The sequence below is a fragment of the Collinsella aerofaciens genome, assembly GCF_015557435.1.
GTDB lineage: Bacteria > Actinomycetota > Coriobacteriia > Coriobacteriales > Coriobacteriaceae > Collinsella > Collinsella aerofaciens_Z.
In genome coordinates, this window is the sequence record NZ_JADNOH010000075.1 from 12,301 (window position 1) to 36,423 (window position 24,123).

General features: G+C 58.0%; 21 protein-coding genes and 1 pseudogene. 3 read left to right on the top strand and 19 right to left on the bottom strand.

Annotated features, from left to right (window positions below):
• Positions 1 to 115: 115 nt before the first annotated feature.
• Complete coding sequence (locus I2G43_RS06990; protein ID WP_195535602.1) at positions 116 to 1,054, bottom strand: NAD(P)/FAD-dependent oxidoreductase; 939 nt, start codon at positions 1,052 to 1,054, stop codon at positions 116 to 118.
• Positions 1,055 to 1,172: 118 nt separating this feature from the next.
• Between I2G43_RS06990 and I2G43_RS06995 the strand changes: the two genes are divergently transcribed.
• A complete protein-coding gene (locus tag I2G43_RS06995) occupies positions 1,173 to 2,474 on the top strand; it encodes an MGDG synthase family glycosyltransferase (RefSeq protein ID WP_117637272.1) in 1,302 nt (433 codons plus the stop codon).
• Between the two features lie 394 nt (positions 2,475 to 2,868).
• On the opposite strand, the gene dut is transcribed toward I2G43_RS06995, so the two are convergent.
• The 3 genes from dut to I2G43_RS07010 are packed head-to-tail and all read right to left on the bottom strand — an operon-like array spanning position 2,869 to position 4,261.
• Complete coding sequence (gene dut / locus I2G43_RS07000; RefSeq protein WP_195535603.1) at positions 2,869 to 3,312, bottom strand: dUTP diphosphatase; 444 nt, start codon at positions 3,310 to 3,312, stop codon at positions 2,869 to 2,871.
• A 4-nt stretch (positions 3,313 to 3,316) separates the two neighbouring features.
• Positions 3,317 to 3,760, bottom strand: a complete 444-nt coding sequence (nrdR, locus tag I2G43_RS07005) for a transcriptional regulator NrdR (RefSeq protein WP_022093781.1) — start codon at positions 3,758 to 3,760, stop codon at positions 3,317 to 3,319.
• A gap of 51 nt (positions 3,761 to 3,811) precedes the next feature.
• Positions 3,812 to 4,261: a LysM peptidoglycan-binding domain-containing protein gene (locus tag I2G43_RS07010; RefSeq protein ID WP_195535604.1), complete on the bottom strand. Its 450-nt coding sequence runs from the start codon at positions 4,259 to 4,261 to the stop codon at positions 3,812 to 3,814.
• 163 nt (positions 4,262 to 4,424) lie between these two features.
• Between I2G43_RS07010 and lexA the strand changes: the two genes are divergently transcribed.
• Both lexA and I2G43_RS07020 read left to right on the top strand, forming a co-directional pair.
• Positions 4,425 to 5,069, top strand: coding sequence for a transcriptional repressor LexA (gene lexA / locus I2G43_RS07015; protein ID WP_117839906.1), 645 nt, complete (start codon positions 4,425 to 4,427; stop codon positions 5,067 to 5,069).
• 53 nt (positions 5,070 to 5,122) lie between these two features.
• A pseudogene (locus I2G43_RS07020) lies at positions 5,123 to 5,772 on the top strand (heparan-alpha-glucosaminide N-acetyltransferase).
• Here I2G43_RS07020 and hflX read toward each other — a convergent pair.
• The 15 genes from hflX to I2G43_RS07095 form a co-directional block, all read right to left on the bottom strand.
• Positions 5,757 to 7,046, bottom strand: a complete 1,290-nt coding sequence (gene hflX, locus I2G43_RS07025; protein ID WP_195535605.1) for a GTPase HflX — start codon at positions 7,044 to 7,046, stop codon at positions 5,757 to 5,759. The pseudogene I2G43_RS07020 and the gene hflX sit on opposite strands and share 16 nt — an antisense overlap.
• Positions 7,046 to 7,984: a tRNA (adenosine(37)-N6)-dimethylallyltransferase MiaA gene (gene miaA, locus I2G43_RS07030; RefSeq protein WP_195535606.1), complete on the bottom strand. Its 939-nt coding sequence runs from the start codon at positions 7,982 to 7,984 to the stop codon at positions 7,046 to 7,048. Before miaA ends, hflX begins: the two co-directional genes overlap by 1 nt.
• Entirely contained in the window at positions 7,984 to 9,354 is a 1,371-nt protein-coding gene (gene miaB / locus I2G43_RS07035) for a tRNA (N6-isopentenyl adenosine(37)-C2)-methylthiotransferase MiaB (RefSeq protein ID WP_195535607.1), read from the bottom strand. Before miaB ends, miaA begins: the two co-directional genes overlap by 1 nt.
• A gap of 45 nt (positions 9,355 to 9,399) precedes the next feature.
• Positions 9,400 to 9,717, bottom strand: coding sequence for a stage V sporulation protein S (locus I2G43_RS07040; protein ID WP_006235982.1), 318 nt, complete (start codon positions 9,715 to 9,717; stop codon positions 9,400 to 9,402).
• 74 nt (positions 9,718 to 9,791) lie between these two features.
• On the bottom strand, positions 9,792 to 10,877 hold the full coding sequence (locus I2G43_RS07045; RefSeq protein WP_195535608.1) for an ATP-binding protein: 1,086 nt from the start codon (positions 10,875 to 10,877) through the stop codon (positions 9,792 to 9,794).
• Between the two features lies 1 nt (position 10,878).
• Complete coding sequence (gene rny, locus I2G43_RS07050) at positions 10,879 to 12,429, bottom strand: ribonuclease Y (RefSeq protein WP_089573375.1); 1,551 nt, start codon at positions 12,427 to 12,429, stop codon at positions 10,879 to 10,881.
• 257 nt (positions 12,430 to 12,686) lie between these two features.
• Complete coding sequence (locus tag I2G43_RS07055) at positions 12,687 to 13,379, bottom strand: regulatory protein RecX (RefSeq protein ID WP_195535609.1); 693 nt, start codon at positions 13,377 to 13,379, stop codon at positions 12,687 to 12,689.
• An 11-nt stretch (positions 13,380 to 13,390) separates the two neighbouring features.
• On the bottom strand, positions 13,391 to 14,539 hold the full coding sequence (gene recA / locus I2G43_RS07060) for a recombinase RecA (protein ID WP_195535610.1): 1,149 nt from the start codon (positions 14,537 to 14,539) through the stop codon (positions 13,391 to 13,393).
• Between the two features lie 257 nt (positions 14,540 to 14,796).
• Positions 14,797 to 15,327 (bottom strand): CinA family protein, encoded by a 531-nt coding sequence (locus I2G43_RS07065; protein ID WP_117736850.1) that lies wholly within the window; start codon positions 15,325 to 15,327, stop codon positions 14,797 to 14,799.
• Between the two features lie 12 nt (positions 15,328 to 15,339).
• Positions 15,340 to 15,888: a CDP-diacylglycerol--glycerol-3-phosphate 3-phosphatidyltransferase gene (gene pgsA / locus I2G43_RS07070; RefSeq protein WP_229071689.1), complete on the bottom strand. Its 549-nt coding sequence runs from the start codon at positions 15,886 to 15,888 to the stop codon at positions 15,340 to 15,342.
• A 99-nt stretch (positions 15,889 to 15,987) separates the two neighbouring features.
• Positions 15,988 to 17,337, bottom strand: coding sequence for a 30S ribosomal protein S12 methylthiotransferase RimO (gene rimO, locus I2G43_RS07075; protein WP_195535611.1), 1,350 nt, complete (start codon positions 17,335 to 17,337; stop codon positions 15,988 to 15,990).
• Positions 17,338 to 17,363: 26 nt separating this feature from the next.
• Complete coding sequence (locus I2G43_RS07080) at positions 17,364 to 17,861, bottom strand: YajQ family cyclic di-GMP-binding protein (protein WP_195535612.1); 498 nt, start codon at positions 17,859 to 17,861, stop codon at positions 17,364 to 17,366.
• Positions 17,862 to 17,887: 26 nt separating this feature from the next.
• On the bottom strand, positions 17,888 to 19,399 hold the full coding sequence (locus I2G43_RS07085; RefSeq protein WP_195535613.1) for a RodZ domain-containing protein: 1,512 nt from the start codon (positions 19,397 to 19,399) through the stop codon (positions 17,888 to 17,890).
• Positions 19,399 to 22,179: an FtsK/SpoIIIE family DNA translocase gene (locus I2G43_RS07090; RefSeq protein WP_229071682.1), complete on the bottom strand. Its 2,781-nt coding sequence runs from the start codon at positions 22,177 to 22,179 to the stop codon at positions 19,399 to 19,401. The genes I2G43_RS07085 and I2G43_RS07090 overlap by 1 nt, the downstream gene beginning before the upstream one ends.
• A 1-nt stretch (position 22,180) precedes the next feature.
• Positions 22,181 to 23,851 (bottom strand): ribonuclease J, encoded by a 1,671-nt coding sequence (locus I2G43_RS07095; RefSeq protein ID WP_195535614.1) that lies wholly within the window; start codon positions 23,849 to 23,851, stop codon positions 22,181 to 22,183.
• Positions 23,852 to 24,123: the final 272 nt, after the last annotated feature.

Below are 24,123 nucleotides of genomic sequence, written 5' to 3' on the forward strand. Positions count from 1 at the left end.
ATCTAGTTTTACATACCACATAGCCGGCAAGTAAAAGTGGTTGGACAACACATTGATGCATCGTCCAACCACTTTGATTAAAGATAGCAACCTTACATAAGATATATTATCGTACTTATCCACGGAGAAACGCGTATGTGCTCGTTGCCGCTATGGCTCCGTCCGAAACAGCGGTCACAACCTGGCGTAAACGTTTGGAACGGATGTCGCCAGCGGCAAATAGACCTGGCGTGCGGGTCGCCATGGATTCATCAGTCAGAATGCCGCCATCAGGCGCCAGATCGACTAGATGCTCAACAAGCTCGGTATGGGGCTGCGTTCCGGTAAAAACAAAGATGCCAAACGAGCCGGGCTCAAATGACTCGGTATGAGTCTCGCCGGATGCATTGTCCTTAAAGGTAATCGTCGTTGGCATGGCTTCGCCCGATAGCTCCACAATACTAGTTTGGTACCTAACTGTAATATTGTCCTTTGCGAGTACTTTCTGAACAACACCATCGGGCGCACGGAACTGGTCGCGGCGCAGCACGATGGTCACACTGTTGGCAATGTCGGACAGGAACAGAGCCTCTTCGCATGCCGAATTGCCACCACCGATTACAAAAACCTGCTTGCCGCGGAAAAACATGCCGTCACATGTTGCGCAATATGAAACGCCACGACCGCGATACGTATCCTCGCCTGCGAAACCTGCCGGACGCGGCGTGGCACCCATGCAAGCGATAACGCTCGAGGCCAGCGTATCGCCCATATCGTGATGCACCGTAAACAACGCTGCATCGGCATCGTAATCGATACCCGTAACCATGCTCCATGCAACCTGTGCTCCCAGGCCCTCTGCATGCTGCTGAAAACGCTCGCCGAGTTCGGCGCCACTCAGGAGCGGGAAACCCGGATAGTTCTCGACCTCATTGGTTGTGGCGATCTGCCCTCCCGACATGCCCTGCTCAATCACGGTCGTCGTCAGGTTGGCACGCGCAGCATAAATAGCGGCAGCATAGCCCGCGGGGCCGCCACCGATAATCGCAACATCGATCGGCTTATCGGTAGTCATGAAGCGTCCTTTCGTCGAAACGTTGTCGTTCTTTGCGCTCATACCCAAATTTACGTGAACGTGACACTCATGCACTACAATGATAAATCCGTATTACAAACCTGAAGGGGAGTTATCGATGGACCAGGCGCAGACGAGTGACGACGCTCCCCTGCTCACGCACAGCACTCCCCAATCGGAGCAAACCACGCTCCTGGCTCAGCAAAAACCTCTCGTGACCATCGTGCATGCCTCCGTTGGCTCGGGCCACAAGGCCGCCGCAAATGCGATAGCGCAGGCATTCGACCTCATCCGCGGCACCAATGGCATCCCCGAGGATATTGAGATTGAAGTGCTCGATATCCTTGATTTTGGACGTATTAAATTCGACGGCAATAAGACCGCGGCTTCTTTTACGGGAGCCACGCGCCCCATTTACGACCTGACCTGGCGATATACGCTTACGGGACATCTTCTCTGGGGTGGCGGAACGGCATGGTCGCGAATTATGTTCCCCGCCTTCAACGAATATATTCGTAGCCGCAGGCCCATAGCCGTGGTTGCAACGCACATCACAGCAGCCAATGTTGCCGTGGGCGCCCGCGTAATTACGGGTATCGATTATCCGGTCATCTGCGTACCGACCGACTACGAAGTCGAGGGATGGTGGCCCCACAAGGACACCGATTTATTCTGTGTTGCCAACGAATTTATGGCCGAAACGCTGCGTCCGCGCAAGGTGCTCGAGACAAAGATTCGCATTACCGGCATTCCTATTCGCGCCGGATTCGACACGGATTACGATCGCGAGGAAGAGCTAGCTAAGTTCAACCTCCCCACCGAGAAGACCGTCGTGCTGGTAATGGCCGGTGCCAGTTTGCCTCAACCGTACGTTCGCTTTCGCGCGGAGATGGACCGCACCCTCCCCTTCCTACGCAGCTTCGAAGACATGCACTTTGTCTTTTTGCCGGGCAAAGACACCGAATATGCCACCCGCCTCAAAACGCTCTTCGACGCCATGAAGCTCGAAAACGTCACGGTTCTGGACTATGTCGATGATATGGCAGCGCTTATGCACGGCTGCGACCTGGCAATTCTCAAATCGGGCGGACTCACGGTCACCGAGTGCCTATGCGCACATCTGCCGATGATTCTGCTGGGCAAGTCCTATGGCCAGGAAAAGGCCAACACCACCATGCTCACCGGCATGGGCGCCAGCATGCATGTCACCACCGCACGAGAACTCATCGTAACCCTGCGCCACCTGCACGACCATCCCGAATCACTCAAAGCGCTACTCATCAACGGCGAAGTTCTACGCCGCCCCCACGCAGCCGAAGACATAGCCATCGCAACCATGGAGCTCGTAGGCAAACCCCAAAAGCGCAAAAGAGCCTTTTGCCGCTTCTACTGGGGCGGAAAACCCGCGCATATCCGCTAGCGTCTTTATGTCCGCTTACCTGCGGGAGGCCCCTATATATCATCCCATGCTCAAACATTCTCGCTTCGCTGCGAAACTGCGCGTGGGACGATATATAGGGGCCTCCCGCAGGTAAGCTGCGTTTACGTACTAGCAGCTATACCAGATTCCCCACCACTAGAACCTTCAAAGGCGAAACCGGAAAATCTAAATACAGTAAGCCAATGCGACAAAGGGATTGTTCCTTTGTCGCATTGGCTTACTAGAATGTAAATATTTTTTCAAGCGAGTAGCCGCCCGCCCGCCTCTCACACATATCGTTCCACGCGCAGTTTCGCAGCGAGCGAAGCGAAGCGAGAATGTTTGAGCATGGAATGATATGTGTGAGAGGCGGGCGGGAGGGATACGAGCGCCCCTAGGCGATGCCGCTGGAGCCGAAGCCTCCTTTGCCTCGGTCGGTTTCGTCTAGTTCGTCTACTTCTACGAGGTTGACCGTGGGGACTTCTTGGATGACGAGCTGGGCGATGCGGTCGCCTTTGTTGATTTGGATGTCGTTGGTGGGATCCAGGTTGATAAGGATAACCTTGAGTTCTCCTCGGTAGTGGGCGTCAATGAGGCCCGGCGTGTTGACTATAGACAGGCCCTGCTTGATGGCCAAGCCGCTGCGGGGCTGGACGAAGCCGGCGTAGCCGTCGGGCAGGGCGATGGCCAGCCCAGTAGAGACCAGACGGCGTTCGAAGGGCTTCAGGACGCAGTCCTCGTTGGAGCGCAAATCCAAGCCGGCATCAGTGGGATGGGCGTATTTGGGAAGCTCGACGGTGGGATCGAGACGCTTTATGTTGACGGTAATGTTGGGCATGGAATCACCTTAGCTTGTCGAGCTCTTGCAGAAACTCATCGACGTCTTTGAAATCGCGGTAGACCGAGGCAAAGCGGATGTACGCCACCTTGTCAATCTTGGCCAAGCGCTTGAGCACCATGTCACCCAACTCATGGGACGTGACGGCCGTCAGTGTGCGAGAGCGCAGCTCGACCTCGATGTCATCGATAATCTCATTGAGCTTCTTAGTGTCGATATCGCGCTTGATGGTGGCGCGCATCAAGCCGACGAGCAGCTTATTGCGATCGAACCGCTGCTTAGTTCCATCTGACTTAATGACCTCGATAGGGTCCTCGCATCGCTCAAACGTTGTAAAGCGGTAGTTACACGAGCAACATTCGCGACGGCGCTTAATGGTGTTATTTGACTCCTGCATACGGGAATCAACGACGCGGGTATGTGCCTTGCCGCATTTGGGACAGCGCATGGTACCTCCTCTTAAACGATAACAAGGGTACCATGCGCAGCGCGATAATGATTACGAACGAGCAGGAACCTTAAGATGCGCACCGGCGGCGAGCGAACCATGCTCCAGATGATTGACGCTACGGATCATGTCGGAAGTCTCTTGCGTGGAAAGGCCTTCGATTGGATATTCTTCGGCAATCGACCAAAGAGAATCGCCAGGCTGAACGCGAATGGTCTCGTAGGTAATGTTGGAAACGGACTCGGCATACGCGGCGTGACGAGTGCTAAAGACCGACATAGCGAGGACAAAGAAGAGCGTAAGCGCAACGGCGACGGCGACAATCGTCGGAACCTTCAGGGCAACGCGGGCCGGCGCGACTACAGCCTGCTGATTGCGCGCAGGCTTTACGGTCAAAGACTGAAAGCCGGAGCGGCCACCCTGAACAACCGTAAAAGTGGGTTCTGCAGGCGTCTCGAGCTTAAGGGCGAGGTTTCCCTGGACCATATTCGTTACGTTCATCATGTTCTCCTCTCGCGTGTTTTGCTGAGAACAGTTTTATCAAGCCGCGCGGACAAAAATGTCTAGCGCGAGAACGAATGTTCGGTTATTATTATCTTCGAACAGTTGTTCCTGTCAAGCAGAATTCGAACATTTGTTTGACATGGGTAGAGAGGATGCCCTGATGGCTCGCAAAATTACCAAGCGTCAGCAGCAAATTTACGACTTCATCAAGGAATATCAGCAGGAGAAGGGTTATCCGCCCAGCGTGCGCGAGATGGCTTCTGCCGTGGGCCTTTCCTCCCCCAGCACCGTGCACGCCCATCTCTCTGCCCTTGAAGCGCGCGGGCTACTCAAGCGCGATGCCACCAAACCGCGCGCCCTGGAACTCTTTAACGAGGATGGTTCCTCTGTCTCAATTTCTAAATCTGACGAGCCCACCGCACCTCGCGGAACGGTCTCGCTGCCGCTCGTTGGTCGCGTCGCGGCTGGGATTCCCATTCTGGCCGAGCAGAATATCGAAGACACGTTTACTATCCCGACCGAAATCGCCACTGATCAGGGTTCCTTTATCCTTGAGGTGCATGGGAGCTCAATGATCAATGTCGGCATCTTCAATGGCGATTACATCATCGTCCGTGAACAAAAAAGTGCCATGAACGGCGAAATTGTCGTGGCCATGATTGATGGTTCGGCGACCGTCAAGACGTTCTATAAGGAGCAGGGACGTGTGCGCTTGCAGCCCGAGAACGACGCTATGGAGCCCATCTATGCGACGAACCCCGTTATTTTGGGTAAAGTTGTCGGTTTAATGCGCCGGTTCTCGTAATGCAAAAACGCATCACCATCTTTGATACCGTCCGCGGGTTTACGATGATTTCTATGGCAGGATTTCACGCTTGCTATGATCTCGCCTACCTGTACGGCTGGGATATGCCCTGGTTTACCCAGTCAGTCTTTCAAGACATCTGGCGCGCCAGCATCAGCTGGGTATTTTTGTTTATCGCCGGTTGGATGTGCACCCTTTCGCGCAACAATATCAAACGTGCCGCCAAATACGCCTTAGCAGCACTCGTTGTCTGGTTGGCAACAACACTTGTCTCAGTCGACGATTCGGTTAATTTTGGCATCATCTACTGCATGGCCGCATGCACCGGCATCGTAGCGTTGACCGATCCCGTCCTTAAGAAGATAACGGCGAGATGGGGCATGCCCCTATGCCTTATGTTGTTCGCAATCACCTGGAGCATCCCCAAAACGATCTACCCTGTCCCCTACCTGGCGTGGTGGGATTTCCGAGCCCTGGGTTTATCTCAGGTGATTACTACCCCATCATCCCGTTTATCTTTATGTATCTTGCAGGATACTTCGCCGCACACATAGCGCAGGGAATCGATAAGACCGTCCCTAGCTGGGCCTACGCCAACCCCCTGCCGGCGCTCGCCAGCCTTGGACGCCATGCACTCCCCTTTTATCTACTGCATCAGCCCATCATTCTGGGCATTTTGAAGCTCATCTACTCGGTACGATAACGCTCAAGCCGCGGTGCAATACGAGCCGGCAGTTTCGCCACAATGCGAACGCCGTCCTCGAGATATTCCTCATGCAGAAGGGTTCCCTGCTCATGCACCAGCGTGATGAGAGCGCCCTCGCGATACGGAATATCAGCGGAGAGCAACACATCGGTGGCAGCTGCCTCGCGAGCAATACGGTCGACGAGATCGTCGAGTCCCTCACCCGTCTGGGCCGAGAACAGAACGGCTTCGGGATAACGACGACGGAAACTCAATCGATCGACGCTATCGAGAAGATCGATTTTATTGAATACGGTCAGCGTTAAACGCTCTCCGGCGCCGATCTCATCAAGCACGCGGTCGACAGCCTCCAGCTGCCGCTCATAGTCCTCGTCAGACGCATCTACGACTTTGAGAATTAGATCGGCACCCAACACCTCGGACAGCGTCGATTTAAAGGCATCGACCAGACCATGCGGCAGCTTTTGAATAAAGCCGACGGTATCGGTAATCGTCATGCCGCGACCGCCGGGCAGGCGATACGAACGCGTCGTAGGGTCGAGCGTAGCAAACAGCTTGTCCTGCGAAAGTACCGTAGAGCCGGTCAGACGATTAAGCAACGTCGATTTACCGGCATTGGTATAACCGGCTAACGCGACGCGAAACGCCGGTGACTCAATGCGGCTCTTGGATTGAACATCGCGACGCTGTTCAACCTGCTTGAGCTCACGACGAAGCGCAGCGATCTTATTACGAATGAGGCGACGGTCGACCTCGAGCTGACTTTCGCCCTGACCAAAACGTGAGCCGATGCCGCCGCGCGTCTGCTCCTTGGCGAGATGGCTCCACATGCCACGCAAGCGAGGCAACAAATATTGAAGCTGTGCCAGCTGTACCTGCAGGCGTCCCTCACGCGTCTGAGCATGCAGGCCAAAGATATCCAGGATCAGTGCTGTACGATCGATAATCTTTACCGGCTCGCCCACGGCTTTCTCCAAATAGGATTGCTGCGAGGGGGTCAGGTCGTCGTCAAAAATAACGACATCGGCATCCATGCGATGCACCAGGCCGCACAGCTCTTCAACCTTACCGGAACCGATAAACGATTTAGGATACGGCTTTACCAAACGCTGCGACAAGCGTGCCACGCTCTGGGCACCAGCTGTGTGGGCAAGACGCTCCAGCTCATCAAGCGAGCGATCGAGCGGCCATGCATTGTCGCGCCACTCAACACCAACTAAAATGGCACACTCGGGCTCGGGTGCCGTGGGAACAAGGGGGAAACGGGCCATTAGGCAGCCTCAATACGATGCAGGATATCCTCAACGACCTCATCGATCGTACATTCATCCATATCAAACCACACGATACGGTCATCGCGCTTAAACCACGAAAGCTGACGCTTGGCATAACGACGCGAACGCATCTTAATGAGTTCGCGAGCCTCATCCATGCTCATCACGCCATTGAAAGCATCGATGATCTCTTTATAGCCAATTGCCTGCATCGACGTCAGGGCATCACCCAGCCCCTGGTCCATAAGACCGCGGACCTCATCGACAAGACCCTGCTCAAACATCAGATCGACGCGCAGATTAATGCGCTCGTAGAGCACCTCGCGATTACGCGTCAGACCAAACCATAGGGCATGATAATGCTCGCGCGGAACACTAAACTGCGACTTTTGCTGCGCATAGGAGACGCCATCATCATGCATCTCGAGCGCACGAATCACACGGCGCACGTTATGGGGATGAATAACAGCAGCCGATTCTGGATCGCGCTCGGCAAGCAAGGCATGCAGTTCTTCCTCGCCAATACGCTCGGCAAGCTCCTGATAGCCCGCACGGCGATCGTCCTCAAGTTCACCCGAGGGAAAGTCCATCTCATCGAGGGCGGCCTTGAGATACAGCCCCGTACCTCCGCAAAAAACCGGCAGGCAACACGAACCAAGGAGACGTTCAACATGCGCGCGAGCGTCAGCCTGATAAAGCGCAGCAGAATATGCCACACCCGGCTCTACAATGTCGACGAGACGCAGCGGCGCCGTGCACTCATCGGGCGCCATCTTTGCGGTACCGATGTCCATGCCACGATAGATTTGCATCGCATCGCACGACAGCACTTCGGACGAAAGACGAACTGCCAAACGGTCGGCAACATCACTCTTACCAACCGCCGTCGGACCGACAATCGCAACGGCGGAAAGACCTGCCCCGGGAGAAACCATTAGCGCGGCTCGCCCACAACGGAGCCGGACAAATACCAGGTCTTGGCAACGTCAACGTCAACATCAACGATCTTACCAACAAGCTGATCGATGCTGTAACCCTCGGGGATAGGCGCATGCACGGTCTGATTCTTGGGACTCTTGCCCAGCAGGACCGCGTCGTTCTTTTTACTCGTTCCCTCAATGAGCGCCGGAACCACAGTATGAAGCTCACCCTGGTTATACTCGTGTGCCGTGGTCTCGATAACCTTAACCAGACGGTTGAAACGCTCGAGAATAACCTCATGCGGCGTAGGATCGTCAATCTCGGCGGCCGGGGTACCGGCGCGCTTGGAATAGATGAAGGTATAGGCCTGAGCATAGCGGACCGTCTCGGCAAGTGAGAGCGTCTGCTCAAAGTCTTCTTCAGTCTCACCCGGGAAGCCAACGATAATGTCGGTCGAGAGCGCGATATCGGGCATGCGGTTGCGAATGCGATCGACAAGGCCCAGATAGTACTCGCGTGTATAACGGCGATTCATCTCTTTGAGAATCCGCGTCGAACCTGACTGGACGGCCAAGTGCAGCTGCGGCATAACGGCAGGCGTCTCGGCCATGGCGTCGATGGTCTCGGGCAACAGGTCCTTGGGATGCGAAGACGTAAAGAAGATGCGCTCCACGCCCGTATCGCCCACGGCACGCAGCAGATCGGCAAAACGCGGCTTGCCAAACAGATCGCGACCATATGAGTTAACGTTTTGGCCCAGCAGCGTAATCTCACGCACGCCCTGGCGCACCAAACCGGTCACCTCGTCGACAATCTCCTCGAAGGGGCGGCTCTTTTCGCGACCGCGCACGTACGGCACGATGCAATAGGTGCAGAAATTATTGCAGCCCGTCATGATGGGCACCCAGGCGTGATACTGAGTCTCGCGATGCCACGGCATGCTCATGGCATCCGTATCCTCATGCTCATTGGTGCGGATATGACGCTTACCATCAAGAAACGCCTCGGCAATGAGCTCGGCCACATGTGCAATGGAATGCGTGCCAAAGATGACATTGACGTTATCGACGTTGGTGAGCAGGCCCTCGCCATCGCGCTGCGCGATGCAACCGCCAACGGCAACCACGCGCTTGCCCGAAGGCGAAGGCGGCAGGCTTTTGCAGGAATTGCACTGACCGTACAGGCGAGTATCGGCGGCCTCGCGCACGCAGCACGTAATGAAGACAACGATATCGGCATGCGCGGGATCGAGCGCCATGAGGCAGCCATACGAATCAAGCAGACCGCTCACACGCTCGGAGTCGTGCTGATTCATCTGGCAGCCAAATGTGCGGATAAAGTAGGTTTTACCGGCAAGAATATCGCGTACGGAACGCTGGTCCATGTGCATAAGTCCTAACGATGGGGAGCGAAACAAGGCAAGCAGAAGCTATGCCACAGGCTTAACATCATCCATGACGACGTTATCCATAGCAGCTCGATTGATCTGGTGAACGTAGATAGAAAGGCGGATGGCCGTGCGCGACTCCCCGTTAATGAGGATGTCGGAGAACACGGGCGCGCAGGAAATATCAAAACCGGTTGGAATCAAAAAACCGCGCGCGATAGCAACGGCCTTAATAGCCTGGTTGACGGCACCGGCGCCGACACACTGGATGTTGACGGGTACACCATCCTTGACCATGCCGGCGATGGCGCCGGCAACGGACGCGGGCGATGATTTGCTTGATACCTTCAGGCAATCCATGAAGAAACTCCTGCATTTAAAAGTACGTTTTAACTGCAATAACTGTATCGTACCGAGTGGACTCGGTAAAGGCACTATTCCTCTTTGGCAAGATCAAAGGTCACGGTGATTCGATCACGCGAAACACGGATCTTTGGGTCGCCGCAAAGGTTGAAATAGTACCGGGTGGCAAGGTCATTAAAGTCGCGTTCCACAGCGCGCGAAAACTGTGCCATGTCATCCTTGGCAATACGTAGCCCGCGACGATCCTTCGCGAGATCGACAGGAGCCGGCGCATGCGAGGACGAATCACGCTCGCGCAGCAGACGCGCGGTCACACCGCGAACGGGCTTAATCTGCCCTGCCAAAATGCGATGGGCCGTGCGCTCGGACATCTCAAGACCCAAACCCGAACAAATACGGATAAAGTCCTCGGCATCAGAAGCAAGGCCTAAACGATCGACAACCGGAAGCTCGCTCTCGTCATCAATGAACAGGAGACGAGACGTATCGAGCCGACTTGACGCTTGAGCATAAAGGGTCGCGGCAATCTCAGACGGAGAACCGAGATAGACATCGCAACCACGCAACTCCTCGAGCGCAAACTCACAAGCAGCGCGAATAATATTATGTGGACCGCGAGCGCAGACATAACGTCCGTCCTCATCCTTGACGGCCTGGGGCCAGCTGGACTGATCGGCACGCTCACTGAGGCGGTCGGCCGCAACGCTCACCTTGAAGGCTGAACCAAGATCGACGCCGGACGTGACCACACGGGCCTCGTCGGTGTTCTGCTTAATCGAAAACAATGCCATGCCACGACCGTGAACGCCCCAACGGTCCATCTTCATGCTCTCGAGCTTGGAGGTAACGCGGGCATCAAAGATTCGCTCTTGCATATCCTGCGGAACGCCAGAACCGTTATCCAGAAAGACAAGCGTGCGGACGCCATCTTCCTTGGTCGTGGCGAGATAGACCTTGTCGGCGCCGGCATCGCGAGCATTACGGAGCATTTCGATGACGATGTCCTCGACATGCTGAATGTCGTGCTTAGCCTGGCGCCGCTCGGCCTCCGAAACGCGGAGGCGGACATACCCCTCGCCAAGGTTCTCCTCGACGCGAAGGTTGCCCTCCCCCGACATCGACGCGATAAATGAGATGAGCTCGTTCGCGTCGCTCATGTTATTTAGCGATATCGACAGCGCGGCTCTCGCGAATCACGACGACGCGCACCTGACCGGGATACTCCATCTCTTCCTCGATCTGATGGGCGATATCGTGAGCCAGGACCGTGGACTGGGCATCGGAGATCTTGTCCGGCTGGACCATGACGTGGACCTCGCGACCGGCCTGCATGGCATAGGTACGTTCGACGCCGTCATGGGAGTTGGCGATCTCCTCGAGCTTCTCAAGACGCTTGATGTAGTTCTCGGCAGACTCGCGACGGGCACCGGGGCGAGAGGCAGAGACAGCATCGGCGGCCTGCACCAGGACATCGAGCACCGTGTTGGGGTCGACATCGGCATGGTGAGCCTCAATAGCGTGGACGATAACGGGCTTCTCGCCATAACGGCGGGCAAGCTCGGCGCCGATGACGGCATGCGGGCCCTCGACGTCGTGGTCGATTGCCTTGCCCAGGTCATGAAGCAGGCCGGCGCGCTTGGCGGTCACAACGTCCAGGCCAAGCTCGGAAGCCATCACGCCGCACAGATCAGAGACCTCGAGGGAATGCTGAAGCACGTTCTGACCAAACGAGGTACGGTAGCGCAGGGCACCAAGGGTCTTGACGATCTCGGGGTGCAGATCGTGGATGCCGGTATCGAAGGCAGCCTGCTCGCCAGCCTCGCGCACGCGCTGCTGAACCAGGTCGGCGGCCTTGTGATACATCTCCTCGATACGGGCAGGGTGAATGCGGCCGTCGGCGATGAGGTTCTCGAGGGCGACACGGGCGGTCTCACGACGGACCGGGTCGAAGCTCGAAAGAACGACGGTCTCGGGCGTGTCGTCGATCACGAGGTTGACGCCGGAAACCTGCTCGAAGGTCCGGATGTTGCGACCCTCGCGACCGATGATACGGCCCTTGAGGTCATCAGAGGGAATGTGCACGGAGGTAACGGTAACCTCGGCAGTGTGGTCGGCAGCGCAGCGCTGAATCGCCAGAGACAGAATCTCCTGGGCGGTCTTGTGGCACTCGGCGCGAACCTGCTGCTCGGACTCGCGAATGATCGTGGCGGCCTCGTGGGTGACCTCGCCGCGAACCTTATCGAGGAGCTCCTTGTGGGCGTCCTCGCGGGTAAGGTCGGCGATACGCTCGAGCTCGGAGGTCTGCTTTGCACAGAGCTCCTCGAGCTCACGGGAGCGCTTCTCGACCTGACCGGCCTGGCTGGACAGCTGATGCTCGCGCTTGTCGAGAGCGTCGTTGCGGCGATCAAGGGATTCCTCGCGCTGCATCACGCGGTTCTCGAGCGTACGAATCTCGTTCTTACGCTGCTTGTCCTCGGCCTCGGCGGCCTGCTTGTTCTTGATGATCTCCTCTTTAGCCTCGAGCAGAGCCTCTTTTTTGAGGGTCTCGGCCTGACGCTTAGCATCACCGATCAGGGACTCAGCCTGTGCGTGTGCCGACTGGATTTTTTCGTCGGCCTCGTGAAGACTACCCTGCTTGGCGGTGCGCATGTAGGCAATGGCGGCGATGGCACCCAAAACGATGCCAACGAGCGCTGCGATGATAGGCATGCTCACTCCTTTTTATGGATTCGTTACACAACAAAGCGAACCGTCCTTACGAACGGCTCGCGACATTTGAGTAATATGGGCGCAGCTTATGCGGGTCGGATACAGATAAACATATAAACAAACTCATCACAGATGAGCACATATCACAAAGCAAATGACGCTGTTTATCGTACGTTGAACCACAACAACTGTCAAATAAATGCCCCCAACACGGCGGCTAAAACACGGTGAGCGGCAGGGCCACAAAACGCATACGCCTAAACCGCACATTCCTCGCGTTCGGCATCGAGACGTGCCTTAACGGCATCGGCGGCGATATGATACGAGAAGCCCTTGCCCATCAAAAACCGAACCAGTTTTTCGAATCCGCGCGTCTCTGGAACACGCCGCTTGGCGAGCAGGGCTGACGCACGCGCCAAATCGTCTTCGACGGCAAAATAATCCTCGGGATAACCGGGAATGTCATCGAGCACGACATGACGGCGCTTGAGCTCGGTCTCGATTTTGCGCTGTCCCCAACCGTGCCGCTTGCGCTCCTCGATAAAGTACGAGCAAAAGCGGTTCTCGTCTAAAAAGCGATACTCGGTGGCGCGCTCGACGGCGAAATCGATTGCGGTCTGGTGAAAGCCGTAGCGAGCCAGCTTGTCACGGACCTCGCCCGTCGCATGGTCGCGGCGCGATAACATCTCGGTCACCATGGTAAGTGCACATTTACGCTCGACGAGCTGCACCGCCTCACGAAAGTTGTCCCAATCACAGGGAAGATCGGGGCGGTTTTTGACATACAGGCGCGCGACCCGCACGGGAATCCAAATGGACCGCTCAAAACCGCCCTCAAGCTCACAATCGATATGTGCGCAAGGCTTTTTGGACGCATACCCGCTCGAGAACGAGGAGGCCGCCTTCTTATCGGGAAAGACGACCGTGGCCTCGGTCACCGTATACGACATGAGCGCAACCGCTACTCGTCGTCATCATCGAGCATGGCGGAACCATCGATGGCGTAAAGCTCGTCAAACTCCTCAGGCGCAGGCTGATCGGTCAGCTCGACCTCGGATGGAGCATCGTCGTCAAACTCAAGCCCGCAGGCAAGGCGGACCTTATGATCAATCTCGTCGGCGCAATCAGGGTGTTCGCGCAGGAACGCCTTGGCGGCCTCGCGACCGTTGCCGAGCTTGTCCTCGCCATAGGCAAACCAGGAGCCCATCTTCTTGCAGATGCCGCACTCGACAGCCATGTCCAGAATCGAGCCCTCCTTAGAGATGCCCGTACCGTACATGATGTCGAACTCAGCAGAACGGAACGGAGCTGCCACCTTGTTCTTAACGACCTTGGCGCGCACGCGGTTACCGATAACCTCATCCTTAAGCTTAATGCTGTCGATGCGGCGAATGTCGATACGCACCGAAGAGAAGAACTTAAGGGCGCGGCCGCCCGTCGTGGTCTCGGGGTTGCCGAACATGACGCCGATCTTCTCTCGCAGCTGGTTAATGAAGATGCATGTCGTGTTGGACTTGGACAGCGAGCCGGCGAGCTTGCGGAGCGCCTGACTCATCAGGCGAGCTTGCAAACCGACCGTGGTATCGCCGATCTCTCCCTCGATCTCGGCACGCGGGGTCAGCGCGGCGACGGAGTCGACGACGATGGCATCGATGGCGCCGGAACGCACGAGCATGTCAACAATCTCGAGCGCCTGCTCACCCGTATCAGGCTGGGAAATCAGTACCTCGTCGATATCCACGCCAATGCGCGCGGCATACGTGGGATCGAGCGCGTGCTCGGCATCGATAAATGCCACCACGCCACCCATTGCCTGGGCCTCGGCCAGGATCTCAAGCGAAAGCGTCGTCTTACCGGAGGACTCAGGACCGTAAATCTCGACGATGCGGCCGCGCGGCACACCGCCGATACCCAGAGCGGCATCGAGTGCCAGAGCGCCCGTAGGGATGGCCTCGACCTCGAGCTCGGGGCCACCGTCGCCGTACCTCATGATGGAACCCTGGCCGAATTTCTTCTCGATCTCGGCCTTGGTGGTGGCGATCATCTCATCGCGCTCTTTACCCGTCGTGCGAGCATGAACGGTACGTACGGGACCTGAATTCTTGGCCATGAAAAGCCCTCCTCTTAACAACCTGCATCGATAATAAACGAACGGCTGTTCGTGGTCAACCGTTCAGATAAATCATATGCAGGCAGTCTTTCCAAAACCCAACCAAACGCCGACCTAACACTGACCAAATGCTTGACCACAAAGGGGCAAATAAGAACAAGAAAGGCAAAAATACACCTATGACCAGCGCAAACGCTAAATTCGTCAGGGGTCCCTATCTCCACAATTAAGGGGCCCGAAGGCCCCTTAAAACACGTCTATTCCATAGAGTTAAGCACAAGGGCAATGCGTCCCAATGCCTCCGCGACCGCATGGGCACGAACACACGAACGGTCGCCCTCATAGTGGCAGCGCACAGAGTCCACGACCGGCACTTCCCCATCAGCCGCGCGATACGCCCAGCCAATATAGAAAGTGCCAGCCGGATCGTCCTCAGTGCCGCCGCCGGGGCCGGCATAACCCGTTGCGCTCACTGCAATATCGCTCTGGTACAGCTCCAGCGAACGCGCCGCCATCTCGCGCGCGGTCTGATGCGACACCGCGGTATAGCGGTCGAGCGTCTCCTGATCAACACCCAAAACGCGATGCTTGATCTCATCGCAGTAGGTCACCGCACCGCCACGCAGCACCGCCGAGGCGCCCGGGATATCGGCAATCGTCGAGGCGATCATACCTGCTGTCAGCGACTCAGCCGTCGAAACCGTCACGCCCCGAGCGCTCGCGCGCTCGACAATATGACGCGCCAGCTCCTCGTTATGTGCGGAAATCTGCTCAAAAGAGTCCGTCATACCCACCAGAACCTAGACCGAAAAGACGATCTTGCGGCAGTTCCAGAAGTACTGGGCGCCCGAGATAACGGTCAGGACAACGGCAACGGCGTACAGGAAGCGCGACACCGAGTAGATGCCGAGCGTCAGCGCCAGCGGGCCAAGGTGCAAGCCGGCCATCGCAAAGACGCACAGGTAACCGCAGATGGAGACCATCGTGGTCGCCGTCTTGTACTTGCCAAGCTTATCGGCGGCAACGACCACGCCGGCGGCACTCGCAACCATGCGCAGGGCGCTTACCAGCAGCTCGCGGAACAAGATGATGAACACGGACCAAACCGACACGGCACCAAAGTCCAAGAATAGCAGCAGGGCCGAGAATACGAGCAGCTTGTCGGCGATGGGGTCCAAGAATTTACCGAAGTCGGTAATCTCGTTGCGCGAGCGCGCCAGGTAGCCGTCAACCTTATCGGTGCACGACAGGATGACGTACAGAATGAAGGCAGCGGCGGCGAGCGGGCCGTCGAAGGTGCTCCAATCTGTACCGGCAACACTCGTGTGAGAAAGCGCCGACACAATCATGAACACCGGGATAAAGACGATGCGAACGCACGTCACGATGTTGGCGGGCGTCCAAACACTCGTCAGTTCCTTATTGCTCTCGTTTGCCACGACGCTCTCCTACTCCACAACATGGCCGATAAGCTCATAGCAGAAGCTATCGGTAAACTCGACCGTCAGAATATCGCCCACAGATGCCTCGCTGGCATCCAGATGCACCGCGCCATCGGAATCAGGCGCCTGGAACCAGGCATGTCCGATCAGCTCGGCGCCGTCCTCGGTCTCTTCGATACCGTCGACAATCACCTGGGCGCGCTCGCCCACATGTGCGGCAGTTGCAGCAAAACCGAGCGACTCGGCCAGGTCCATGGCCTCCTGGGCGCGCTCGAGCTTGACCTCTTCGTCGACCTGGCCCTCCATCTTGGCGGCCAGGCTGCCCTCCTCCTGCGAGTAGGCAAAGACGCTCGTGTAGTCGAAGCCGACGGTGTCCATAAAGTCGATAAGGTCGCGGAACTCGTCGTCGGTCTCGGTCGGGAAGCCAACCATGGCCGTGGAGCGAATCACAATACCGGGGATGCGCTCGCGCAGGTCGCGGAACAGATCCTCGAGCTCCTGGCGCGAACCGGAGCGACGCATGGCCTTAAGGATGCGCGCATCGCAGTGCTGCACGGGGATATCGATATAGGGCAGCACCTCGGGCGTATCGCGAATGGTCTCGATAAGCTCGTCAGTCATGCCCTCGGGCTGCAGGTAGAGTACGCGGACCCACACGTTATGAGGACGCACCGCCTCAGCAACGGCCTGCAACAGCTGCGCCAGATTGCGCGGCTCGCCCTCGGCGAGGTCCTCGTCGGCAAAGTCGGTACCCCAGATGCCCGTGTCCTGACCGATCAGAACGATCTCGCGCACGCCACCGGCGACCAGGTCGCGCACCTCGGAGATAATGCTCTCGGCATTACGCGAGTGATAACGACCGCGGATATACGGGATCATGCAGAAGCTACAGAAGCGGTTGCAGCCATCGGAGATCTTGACGTAGGCGACAGCGCCCTCGACGGTACGCTTGACCTGCGGAATATAGGCGGCAATCTCGCGCTCGACACCCAGCACGTCATCGATGACCGCCACGATGCCGTCTTCCTCGTCGGCCTTCACAAAGGCCGCAACTTCGGGCAGCTCGTCGGGCAGGTCGTCGCCGTAGCGTGACGGCACACAGCCGCACATGACGATCGGGCAGGAACGAACGCCGTCCTGCACCTCATTGGCAAGCTCGAGCGTGGTCTCGATGCTCTCGGACGTTGCAGAGGCAAGGAACGAGCACGTATTGACGATGGCGATATCGGCATCCTGCGGATCGAATGCCTCCTCGTAGCCCGCGGCGGTCAGCAGCGAACGCATACGGTCGGTATCGACCTCGTTCTTGGCGCACCCGAGGGTGATATAGAGTGCGGAGCCCAACGGAGTATCCATGTTGGAGAGCGGTCCTTTCGAATGAATTAGCGGTAGTTGGTGAACTGCAGCGGCTGACCGTAGTCCTGGTCGCGCAGGAACTGGATCACGGTCTGCAGCGCATCCTTGGAAGCAGAGGAAACACGCAGTTTGTCGGCCTCGATCGTCACCTTGACCTTGAGCTTCTGATCCTTAATGTCCTTATTGATCTTCTTGGCAGTCGTCTGGTCGATACCCTCGACGATGTGACCGAGCACGCGCACGGTACCGCCCGATGCAGCCTGAGGCGCATCCCAGGACACGGCCTTAAGATCGATACCGCGCTTGATGAGCTTGGAGCTCAGGACATCGACGATCTGCTTGGAGACAAAGTCGGCCGGGGCGTTGATCGTAAAGAGCTTGTCGCCCTTCGAAAGCTCGATCGTGGCGCCGGAGTCCTTCAGGTCATAGCGCTGGGAAATCTCGCGCGTGGTCTGCTGGAAGGCATTGTCGACCTCCTGCATATTGACCTCGGACACGACGTCGAAGCTGGAATCTTTAGCCATGGTTAATCCTTTCGCTTACGAGCGGCTTAGTAGCTGTCGTACGAATAGTCGTCTGAATAAGGCGTAGTCTGCCCGTCGGTGGCGGTATCGGTGCCGTCCGTGGACTGGGTATCGGTTCCATCGGTTCCGTCGGTGCCATCGGTGCCATCGGTGCCGTCGGAGCTCTCGCCGTCCTTGGAGTCGGTCGTCTCCTTCTTGGGAACGGTGATCGTCACGCGTGCCACGCCCGACGTCTTAGTGTCGTAGCGAACCTTTTCGCCGTTCTTGGTAACGGTGACATCGGAAGGCTTGGACGTGGTGATCTCGATCGAGGACTCGGGCGTGTATTCCTGCTCAAAGGGTCCGGTCGCCTGGGCGCCATAGACCGACTTGCCATCAACCTTGACCTCAATCCAAGCAGTCTTGCCCTTGGCAACGGAGATCTTGACCTTTGTGACCTCGTTCTCCTCCTTATTGGCCGTCGTCTTGGCGGCGTCCGAATCGGTGGACTCGTCCGTCGCCTCATCGGCATCTTCATCCTCATCGACGGATTCGGTCTTCTTGGAAGACTTCTTAGTCGTTGTCTTGGTGGCAACGGGCGTCTCGGGCGTCGAATCGGGCGCCGAGGAGCCGCAGCCACGTAGGAGCACCACGATGAGCACGATCAACAGCAGCGCCACGGCACCGATGCCGGCGTAAACGATACGAGGATCGAGACCGTTGTTCTGGGGAGCACGCCCACCGCCGCGTTCACGATTTGAACCACCGCGACCAGTGCCTTGGGGCATGCGACCGCGGTTATTGTCGGAACGTCCGCGATAACTGCCCTGGCGCTGCATATTGCGCTGGCCCGAGCGGGGGGCGAGCTCGCCGCGACCCTGGTAGTTGCGCTGACCCGAGCGAGGCGCTGAGGAGCGCTGGCTATAAGGCCGTGACTGAGATCGAAGGCGAGGCGTCACCTGCGTAGTATCGGCGTCTGCATAGCCGCCGCGCGGACGACCGGAAGAAACGCCGCGGTACCCGCGATCGGAATAACCACCATCCCCGTAGCCGGCACGAGGGTCTCGTGCGACACCGCGGGCAGCGGGGAGTGCGCGCTCCTCGGGCGCCGGCGTGCTGCGAAAACGATCGCGCTGGGAACGAATCTCCTCGCTCGAGCCCGTTTCGGTAACATAGCCAGCCTGCTGAGGGCGCTGGCCATAACGCGTCGAACGCCCGCCCTGAACCATCAGGAAGCGGCCGTTGTCGACCGAGGAACGCGAATTGACGTAGCCGGCGGCGTCCTGAAAACGACCGCCCTGCTGCGACGTCTCGCGCTCATATGCCATCAAATCGTCAAAATAAGCGTTGACGACCTCCCGCGGATTGAGGCCCAAAAAGCGCGCATAGCTCGAAATCATGCCCTGCGCATAGCCGCGCGGAGGCATCGATGCAAAATTGCCATTCTCGAAAAACTCGATGATCTGCGGCCTGATTTTGATGGTGTTGGCGACCTGCTGAATGGAAAGGCCCATTCGGCGACGCTGCTCGAGCAGCATGTCACCAAAGCGTGCAGCCATCAGAATCCTCCAAACTCACGATCTTCACGTGCCATCTCGGCGTCGACGGATTCCAGCGCGGCAAGGCCTTCTTCATCCAGCAGGACCTCGCGCGGCTTGGAGCCATCGGGCGGTCCGACGACACCCTTTTCTTCCAGCATGTCCATAATACGCCCGGCGCGCGCATAGCCAACCTTCAGGCGACGCTGCAAGCCAGATGTGGAGCCCAGCTGCGATTCCACCACAATATGAGCGGCTTCCCAGATAAGCGGATCGTCGTCCTGAGGCTCGGCAACGCCGGTGCGCACGATCCCGCCGCCACCTGCCATGGACATGGAGGCAGGTGCCACAGCCGACAGAATCTCCTCATGGTAGTCGGGCTCGCTTTGCGACTTGACGAACTCGACAATCTCGTTGATCTCGTCATCCGAAACAAAGCAGCCCTGGATACGGCGGGGCTTGCCCCAGTCGACCTTAGAGAACAGCATGTCACCCAAGCCGGTGAGCTTTTCGGCACCCATCTGGTCGATGATGACGCGGGAGTCGATGCCCGTTGCGACGTTGAAGGCGATACGATTGGTAATGTTTGCCTTGATGAGACCCGTCACCACGTTAGAGCTCGGACGCTGAGTCGCCACGATAAGGTGGATACCGGCGGCACGGCCCAGCTGGGCGATACGCACGATCGAGGCCTCGACGTCCTTGCCGGCAACCATCATCAGGTCCGAAAGCTCGTCGATGATGATGACCAGGTAGGGCATCTTTTGCGGCGGGTTATCGTAATGCTCAAACTCGCCGGCGGCCTGCTTTTCGTTATAGGTCGAGATCTTGCGCACGTTAAGGCGCTCGAAGACCTTCAGGCGGCGCTCCATCTCGGACACCGCCCACTGCAAGGCACTCGCGGCCTGCTTGGGCTCGGTCACTACGGGCACGTAAAGATGAGGCAGGCCGTTATAGCCTGCGAGCTCGACGCGCTTGGGGTCGACCATGATCAGGCGAACGTCCTCGGGGAGCGCACGCATGAGCAGGGTCGTGATGATGGAGTTGATCATGACCGACTTACCGGAACCCGTGGTACCGGCGATCAGCAAGTGGGGCATCTTGGCGAGGTCGGCGACGACCGGCGTGCCCTCTGCGTCGCGGCCGATGGCAAGCTCGAGCGGACCGCCCTTAACATAGGGCAGCACGTCGCCCAAGTTGACGTTCTGACGCTTGCGATTGGGGATCTCGATACCCACGAGCGAGGTGCCGGGAATCGGCGCAAAGATACGCACGGACTGAGCAGCAAGCGACAGCGCGATGTCATCCTCAAGACTCGAAATCTTGCTCACGCGCTCGCCCTCGCCGGGCTGCAGCTTAAAGGTCGTCACCGTGGGGCCGGCGATCCAGCCGACCACGCGGGCACTGCGGCCAAACTCAAGCAAGGTGGATTGCAGTGACTCGGCAGTCTGTTCCAGCTCCTTGTCAGATGACGCGGAGGACGCCGACTGCGGGTTGGCGTGCAGGATCTCGAGCGGCGGAAGCTTGAGGCCGTCCTCTTCTTCGCCCTCGTTATCCGCGGGGGCATTGACCGCTCCCCCATCGCTAGGAGTAGGCGCCTCGGCAGCGCCCGCGACAGCCGTATCGGCAACCTTGGGATGCTTCAAGAAGTCGGGAATCTGAGGTGTTGCCGAGACAGGATTCACGGCAAACGGCGGCTCGGACTCGTCGATCTTATCGGGGTCGTCTTCCATCGAAAGCTGGCCGGTTACCTGTTCGCGCTTAGCATGGCGACGCGGCAGCAAAGTTGTCTTTGCGGTCTCAATCGGAGCCTCGTCGTCCTCGTCATCGCCCTCGGTAAGCTCAATCTCGCTATCGGACCAAGACGGGTCGGGCTCGCTTGTATTCAACTTGGGCGTGGCCTTGCCCTTCTTGACATGACGGCGCGGCAGCAGCGTCGTCTTAGCGCGCTCGGCCTCCACGGCATCGGATACGTCGACAAACGGATCCTCGTCCTCGTCGTCATCGTCCAAAACCGGGTCCACATCGTTGCCCATGACCGTGGTCACGGCAGCATCGGAGCCCTTTTGACGAAGAATGCTCAGGTGCGGACGGGCAACGCCGGGCACCGACAGGGCTTCGTCGTCACCCCACGGGCTCGCGTTAACATCGGCACGACGGCGCTCGGCAAAATCGGCCGCGCGGTCGCGAGCAGAGCGCAGCACGCCACCCACCGAAAAGCCGATGATGACAAAACCAACGACGGCCAGACCCAACAGGACCACCATCGCGATAGGCTTACCCAGGGCATTCTGCAGCGCACTCGCAATAAACGCACCGATGTAGCCACCCGAGGCGGACAGATTTTGCGGCGTGAACATAAGGTCACACGAGTCGCTCGTACCCGGCACCATCAGCGAAAGAATGGAGACAACGGTGATAAAGACCACGGCTCCGCCCGCGACCGAGCGCACGTTGAGCGGCGAGTCCTCGCCTAAAAAGAGCGTGGCGGCAAACAGCAAAATGACGATCGGCAGCACGTAGGCGCCCAGGCCAAAGCCCAGGTGGTAAAAACCGGCAACAGCAGCCGTCACGGGCGCTGTTGCCGGAGAAATCACGGCAATAAAGGACGCAATCGCCAAAACGGCAATGACCACGCCGGCGATATCGCGATTGGCCGAGGGCTCCACCAAGGGCTCAAAATCGTCGAAGTCCGCCTCGTGGCCCTTATTGGCACGCAGATGGGAACCGGCACCCTTAGCAGATGCCGGTTGGTTATTGGCCTTATTGCCTTTGGCGTTTTGTGCAGATCCGCGCGCCAAACTAAACCTCCATGACGACCGGGATGATCATCGGACGGGTGCGCGTACGGCTCCAGATAAAGTTAGAGAGCGAATCGCGCACGGCCTTGCGAATGGCATCGGAACCGCTGCTCGTAAAGCTAAACTTGCCCTTCTCGATCGTCTTCACAATGGACGCGGAGGCATCCTCGGAGAACTGGTCGTCGATGGCAAACGAGACGCCGCGGCCCGAGAACTCGATGGCCTCGATCTTCTTGTGCTTGAGCGAGACGATGGCAACAGCGGTAACCATACCGTCGTTGGCGAGCTTCTGACGATCGCGCAGGACGATGGGGTCGGTATCGCCGATACGCAGGCCGTCGACGTAGACGACGCCGGACTCGACGGGCGTACCGCGTTTGACGATACCGCCGCGCATCTCGAGCGTGTCGCCGTTATCGAGGATAAAGATGTGATCATCCTTGATGCCCATCTTGCGGGCCAGCTGGGCATGGGCACGCAGATGCACGGCCTCGCCGTGAACCGGCATAAAGTAGGTGGGCTTGGCCATGGCCATCAGTAGCTTGAGTTCCTCCTGGCTACCGTGACCGGAGACGTGAACGAGAGCGCGGTTCTTATCCCACACGTCGCAGCCGAGCTTGGCTAGGCTGTTGACGACCTGCTGGACGGCTTTCTCGTTACCGGGGACCGGCGTTGCCGAGAGGATAACGGTATCGCCCTCGTGGATGGAGAGCGTCTTGTGCTCTCCGTTGGCCATGCGGGACAGGGCCGACAGCGGCTCGCCCTGCGAACCGGTGCACATGACGACGATCTTGTCGTCGGGCAGGTTATCGATGTCAAAGGCATCGATGATATCGGCGTCGTCGATGTTGAGGTAGCCAAGCTCGCGCGCCACGCGGGTGTTAGTGAGCATGGAGCGACCGGTCACAACGACCTTACGGCCGCACTTGCGGGCGGCATCGCAGATCTGCTGCAGACGATGGATGTGGCTCGAGAACGACGCGACGAACACGCGACCCGGCGCGTTCTTGATGGCGTGCAGCAGGTTGGGGCCGACTTCGGCCTCGGACTTGGTAAAGCCCGGAACCGTGGCGTTGGTGGAGTCGGAAAGCAGCAGGTCGATGCCCTGCTTGGCAAAGCGGCTGATAGCGGCGTAGTCGGGCGTGACGCCGTCGATGGGCGTCTGGTCGAGCTTAAAGTCGCCGGTGTGCATAACGGTGCCCTGATTGGTGCGGATGAACACGCCCAGAGCGCCGGGGATGGAGTGCGTCATCGAAAAGAAATCGAGCGAGATACCGCCGAGGTTGACATGGCTGCCGCCCTTGACCTCGCGGAACTTGGGTGCGCGGATGCGGAACTCAGAAAGCTTGCCCTCGATAAAGCCAAGCGTCAGCTTGCTCGAGAAGATGGGCACCTTATTGTTGAGGTCCTGCAGCAGATACGGAAGCGAACCGGTGTGGTCCTCGTGGCCGTGGGTGACGACGATACCGCGGAGCTTCTCCTCGTTCTCCAGAACATAGGTGTAGTCGGGAAGCACCAGGTCAATACCGGGCTGGGAATCGTCGGGGAACATGAGGCCAGCGTCAACGAGCACCATGTCGTCGCCGCATTCGAAGACCGTCATGTTCTTGCCGATGCCGTCAAGGCCGCCGAGCGGAATGATCTTCAAGGGAGATGATTTTTTAGCTGCCATAGGTTAGTGTGGTTTCCTTTCTTCGAAACGGGTCTGGAACAACCGACGGGGCGCTTCTGGCAAACCGACCGCCGGGAACGTACAAACATGCATCGCAGAGTCGATGCAATAACCACAGTATGATACCCATTTGCACAACAACAGACCACCCATGCATCAAAGCCCCATCTGAACTGGTCCATCCCGCCGGTCAGGGCTCAGCGGCCCCGGCACGGGCTAAGTTTCCTGCTCTACAGTCCTGCTCACGACGGAGGCCACATTAAGTGGCCTCC

Coding starts and splice junctions, on each gene's coding strand:
- I2G43_RS06990 (WP_195535602.1), bottom strand. CDS start 1,054: ATGACTACCGATAAGCCGATCGATGTTGCGATTATCGGTGGCGGCCCC.
- I2G43_RS06995 (WP_117637272.1), top strand. CDS start 1,173: ATGGACCAGGCGCAGACGAGTGACGACGCTCCCCTGCTCACGCACAGC.
- dut (WP_195535603.1), bottom strand. CDS start 3,312: ATGCCCAACATTACCGTCAACATAAAGCGTCTCGATCCCACCGTCGAG.
- nrdR (WP_022093781.1), bottom strand. CDS start 3,760: ATGCGCTGTCCCAAATGCGGCAAGGCACATACCCGCGTCGTTGATTCC.
- I2G43_RS07010 (WP_195535604.1), bottom strand. CDS start 4,261: ATGAACGTAACGAATATGGTCCAGGGAAACCTCGCCCTTAAGCTCGAG.
- lexA (WP_117839906.1), top strand. CDS start 4,425: ATGGCTCGCAAAATTACCAAGCGTCAGCAGCAAATTTACGACTTCATC.
- hflX (WP_195535605.1), bottom strand. CDS start 7,046: ATGGCCCGTTTCCCCCTTGTTCCCACGGCACCCGAGCCCGAGTGTGCC.
- miaA (WP_195535606.1), bottom strand. CDS start 7,984: ATGGTTTCTCCCGGGGCAGGTCTTTCCGCCGTTGCGATTGTCGGTCCG.
- miaB (WP_195535607.1), bottom strand. CDS start 9,354: ATGGACCAGCGTTCCGTACGCGATATTCTTGCCGGTAAAACCTACTTT.
- I2G43_RS07040 (WP_006235982.1), bottom strand. CDS start 9,717: ATGGATTGCCTGAAGGTATCAAGCAAATCATCGCCCGCGTCCGTTGCC.
- I2G43_RS07045 (WP_195535608.1), bottom strand. CDS start 10,877: ATGAGCGACGCGAACGAGCTCATCTCATTTATCGCGTCGATGTCGGGG.
- rny (WP_089573375.1), bottom strand. CDS start 12,429: ATGCCTATCATCGCAGCGCTCGTTGGCATCGTTTTGGGTGCCATCGCC.
- I2G43_RS07055 (WP_195535609.1), bottom strand. CDS start 13,379: ATGTCGTATACGGTGACCGAGGCCACGGTCGTCTTTCCCGATAAGAAG.
- recA (WP_195535610.1), bottom strand. CDS start 14,539: ATGGCCAAGAATTCAGGTCCCGTACGTACCGTTCATGCTCGCACGACG.
- I2G43_RS07065 (WP_117736850.1), bottom strand. CDS start 15,327: ATGACGGACTCTTTTGAGCAGATTTCCGCACATAACGAGGAGCTGGCG.
- pgsA (WP_229071689.1), bottom strand. CDS start 15,888: ATGATTGTGTCGGCGCTTTCTCACACGAGTGTTGCCGGTACAGATTGG.
- rimO (WP_195535611.1), bottom strand. CDS start 17,337: ATGGATACTCCGTTGGGCTCCGCACTCTATATCACCCTCGGGTGCGCC.
- I2G43_RS07080 (WP_195535612.1), bottom strand. CDS start 17,861: ATGGCTAAAGATTCCAGCTTCGACGTCGTGTCCGAGGTCAATATGCAG.
- I2G43_RS07085 (WP_195535613.1), bottom strand. CDS start 19,399: ATGGCTGCACGCTTTGGTGACATGCTGCTCGAGCAGCGTCGCCGAATG.
- I2G43_RS07095 (WP_195535614.1), bottom strand. CDS start 23,851: ATGGCAGCTAAAAAATCATCTCCCTTGAAGATCATTCCGCTCGGCGGC.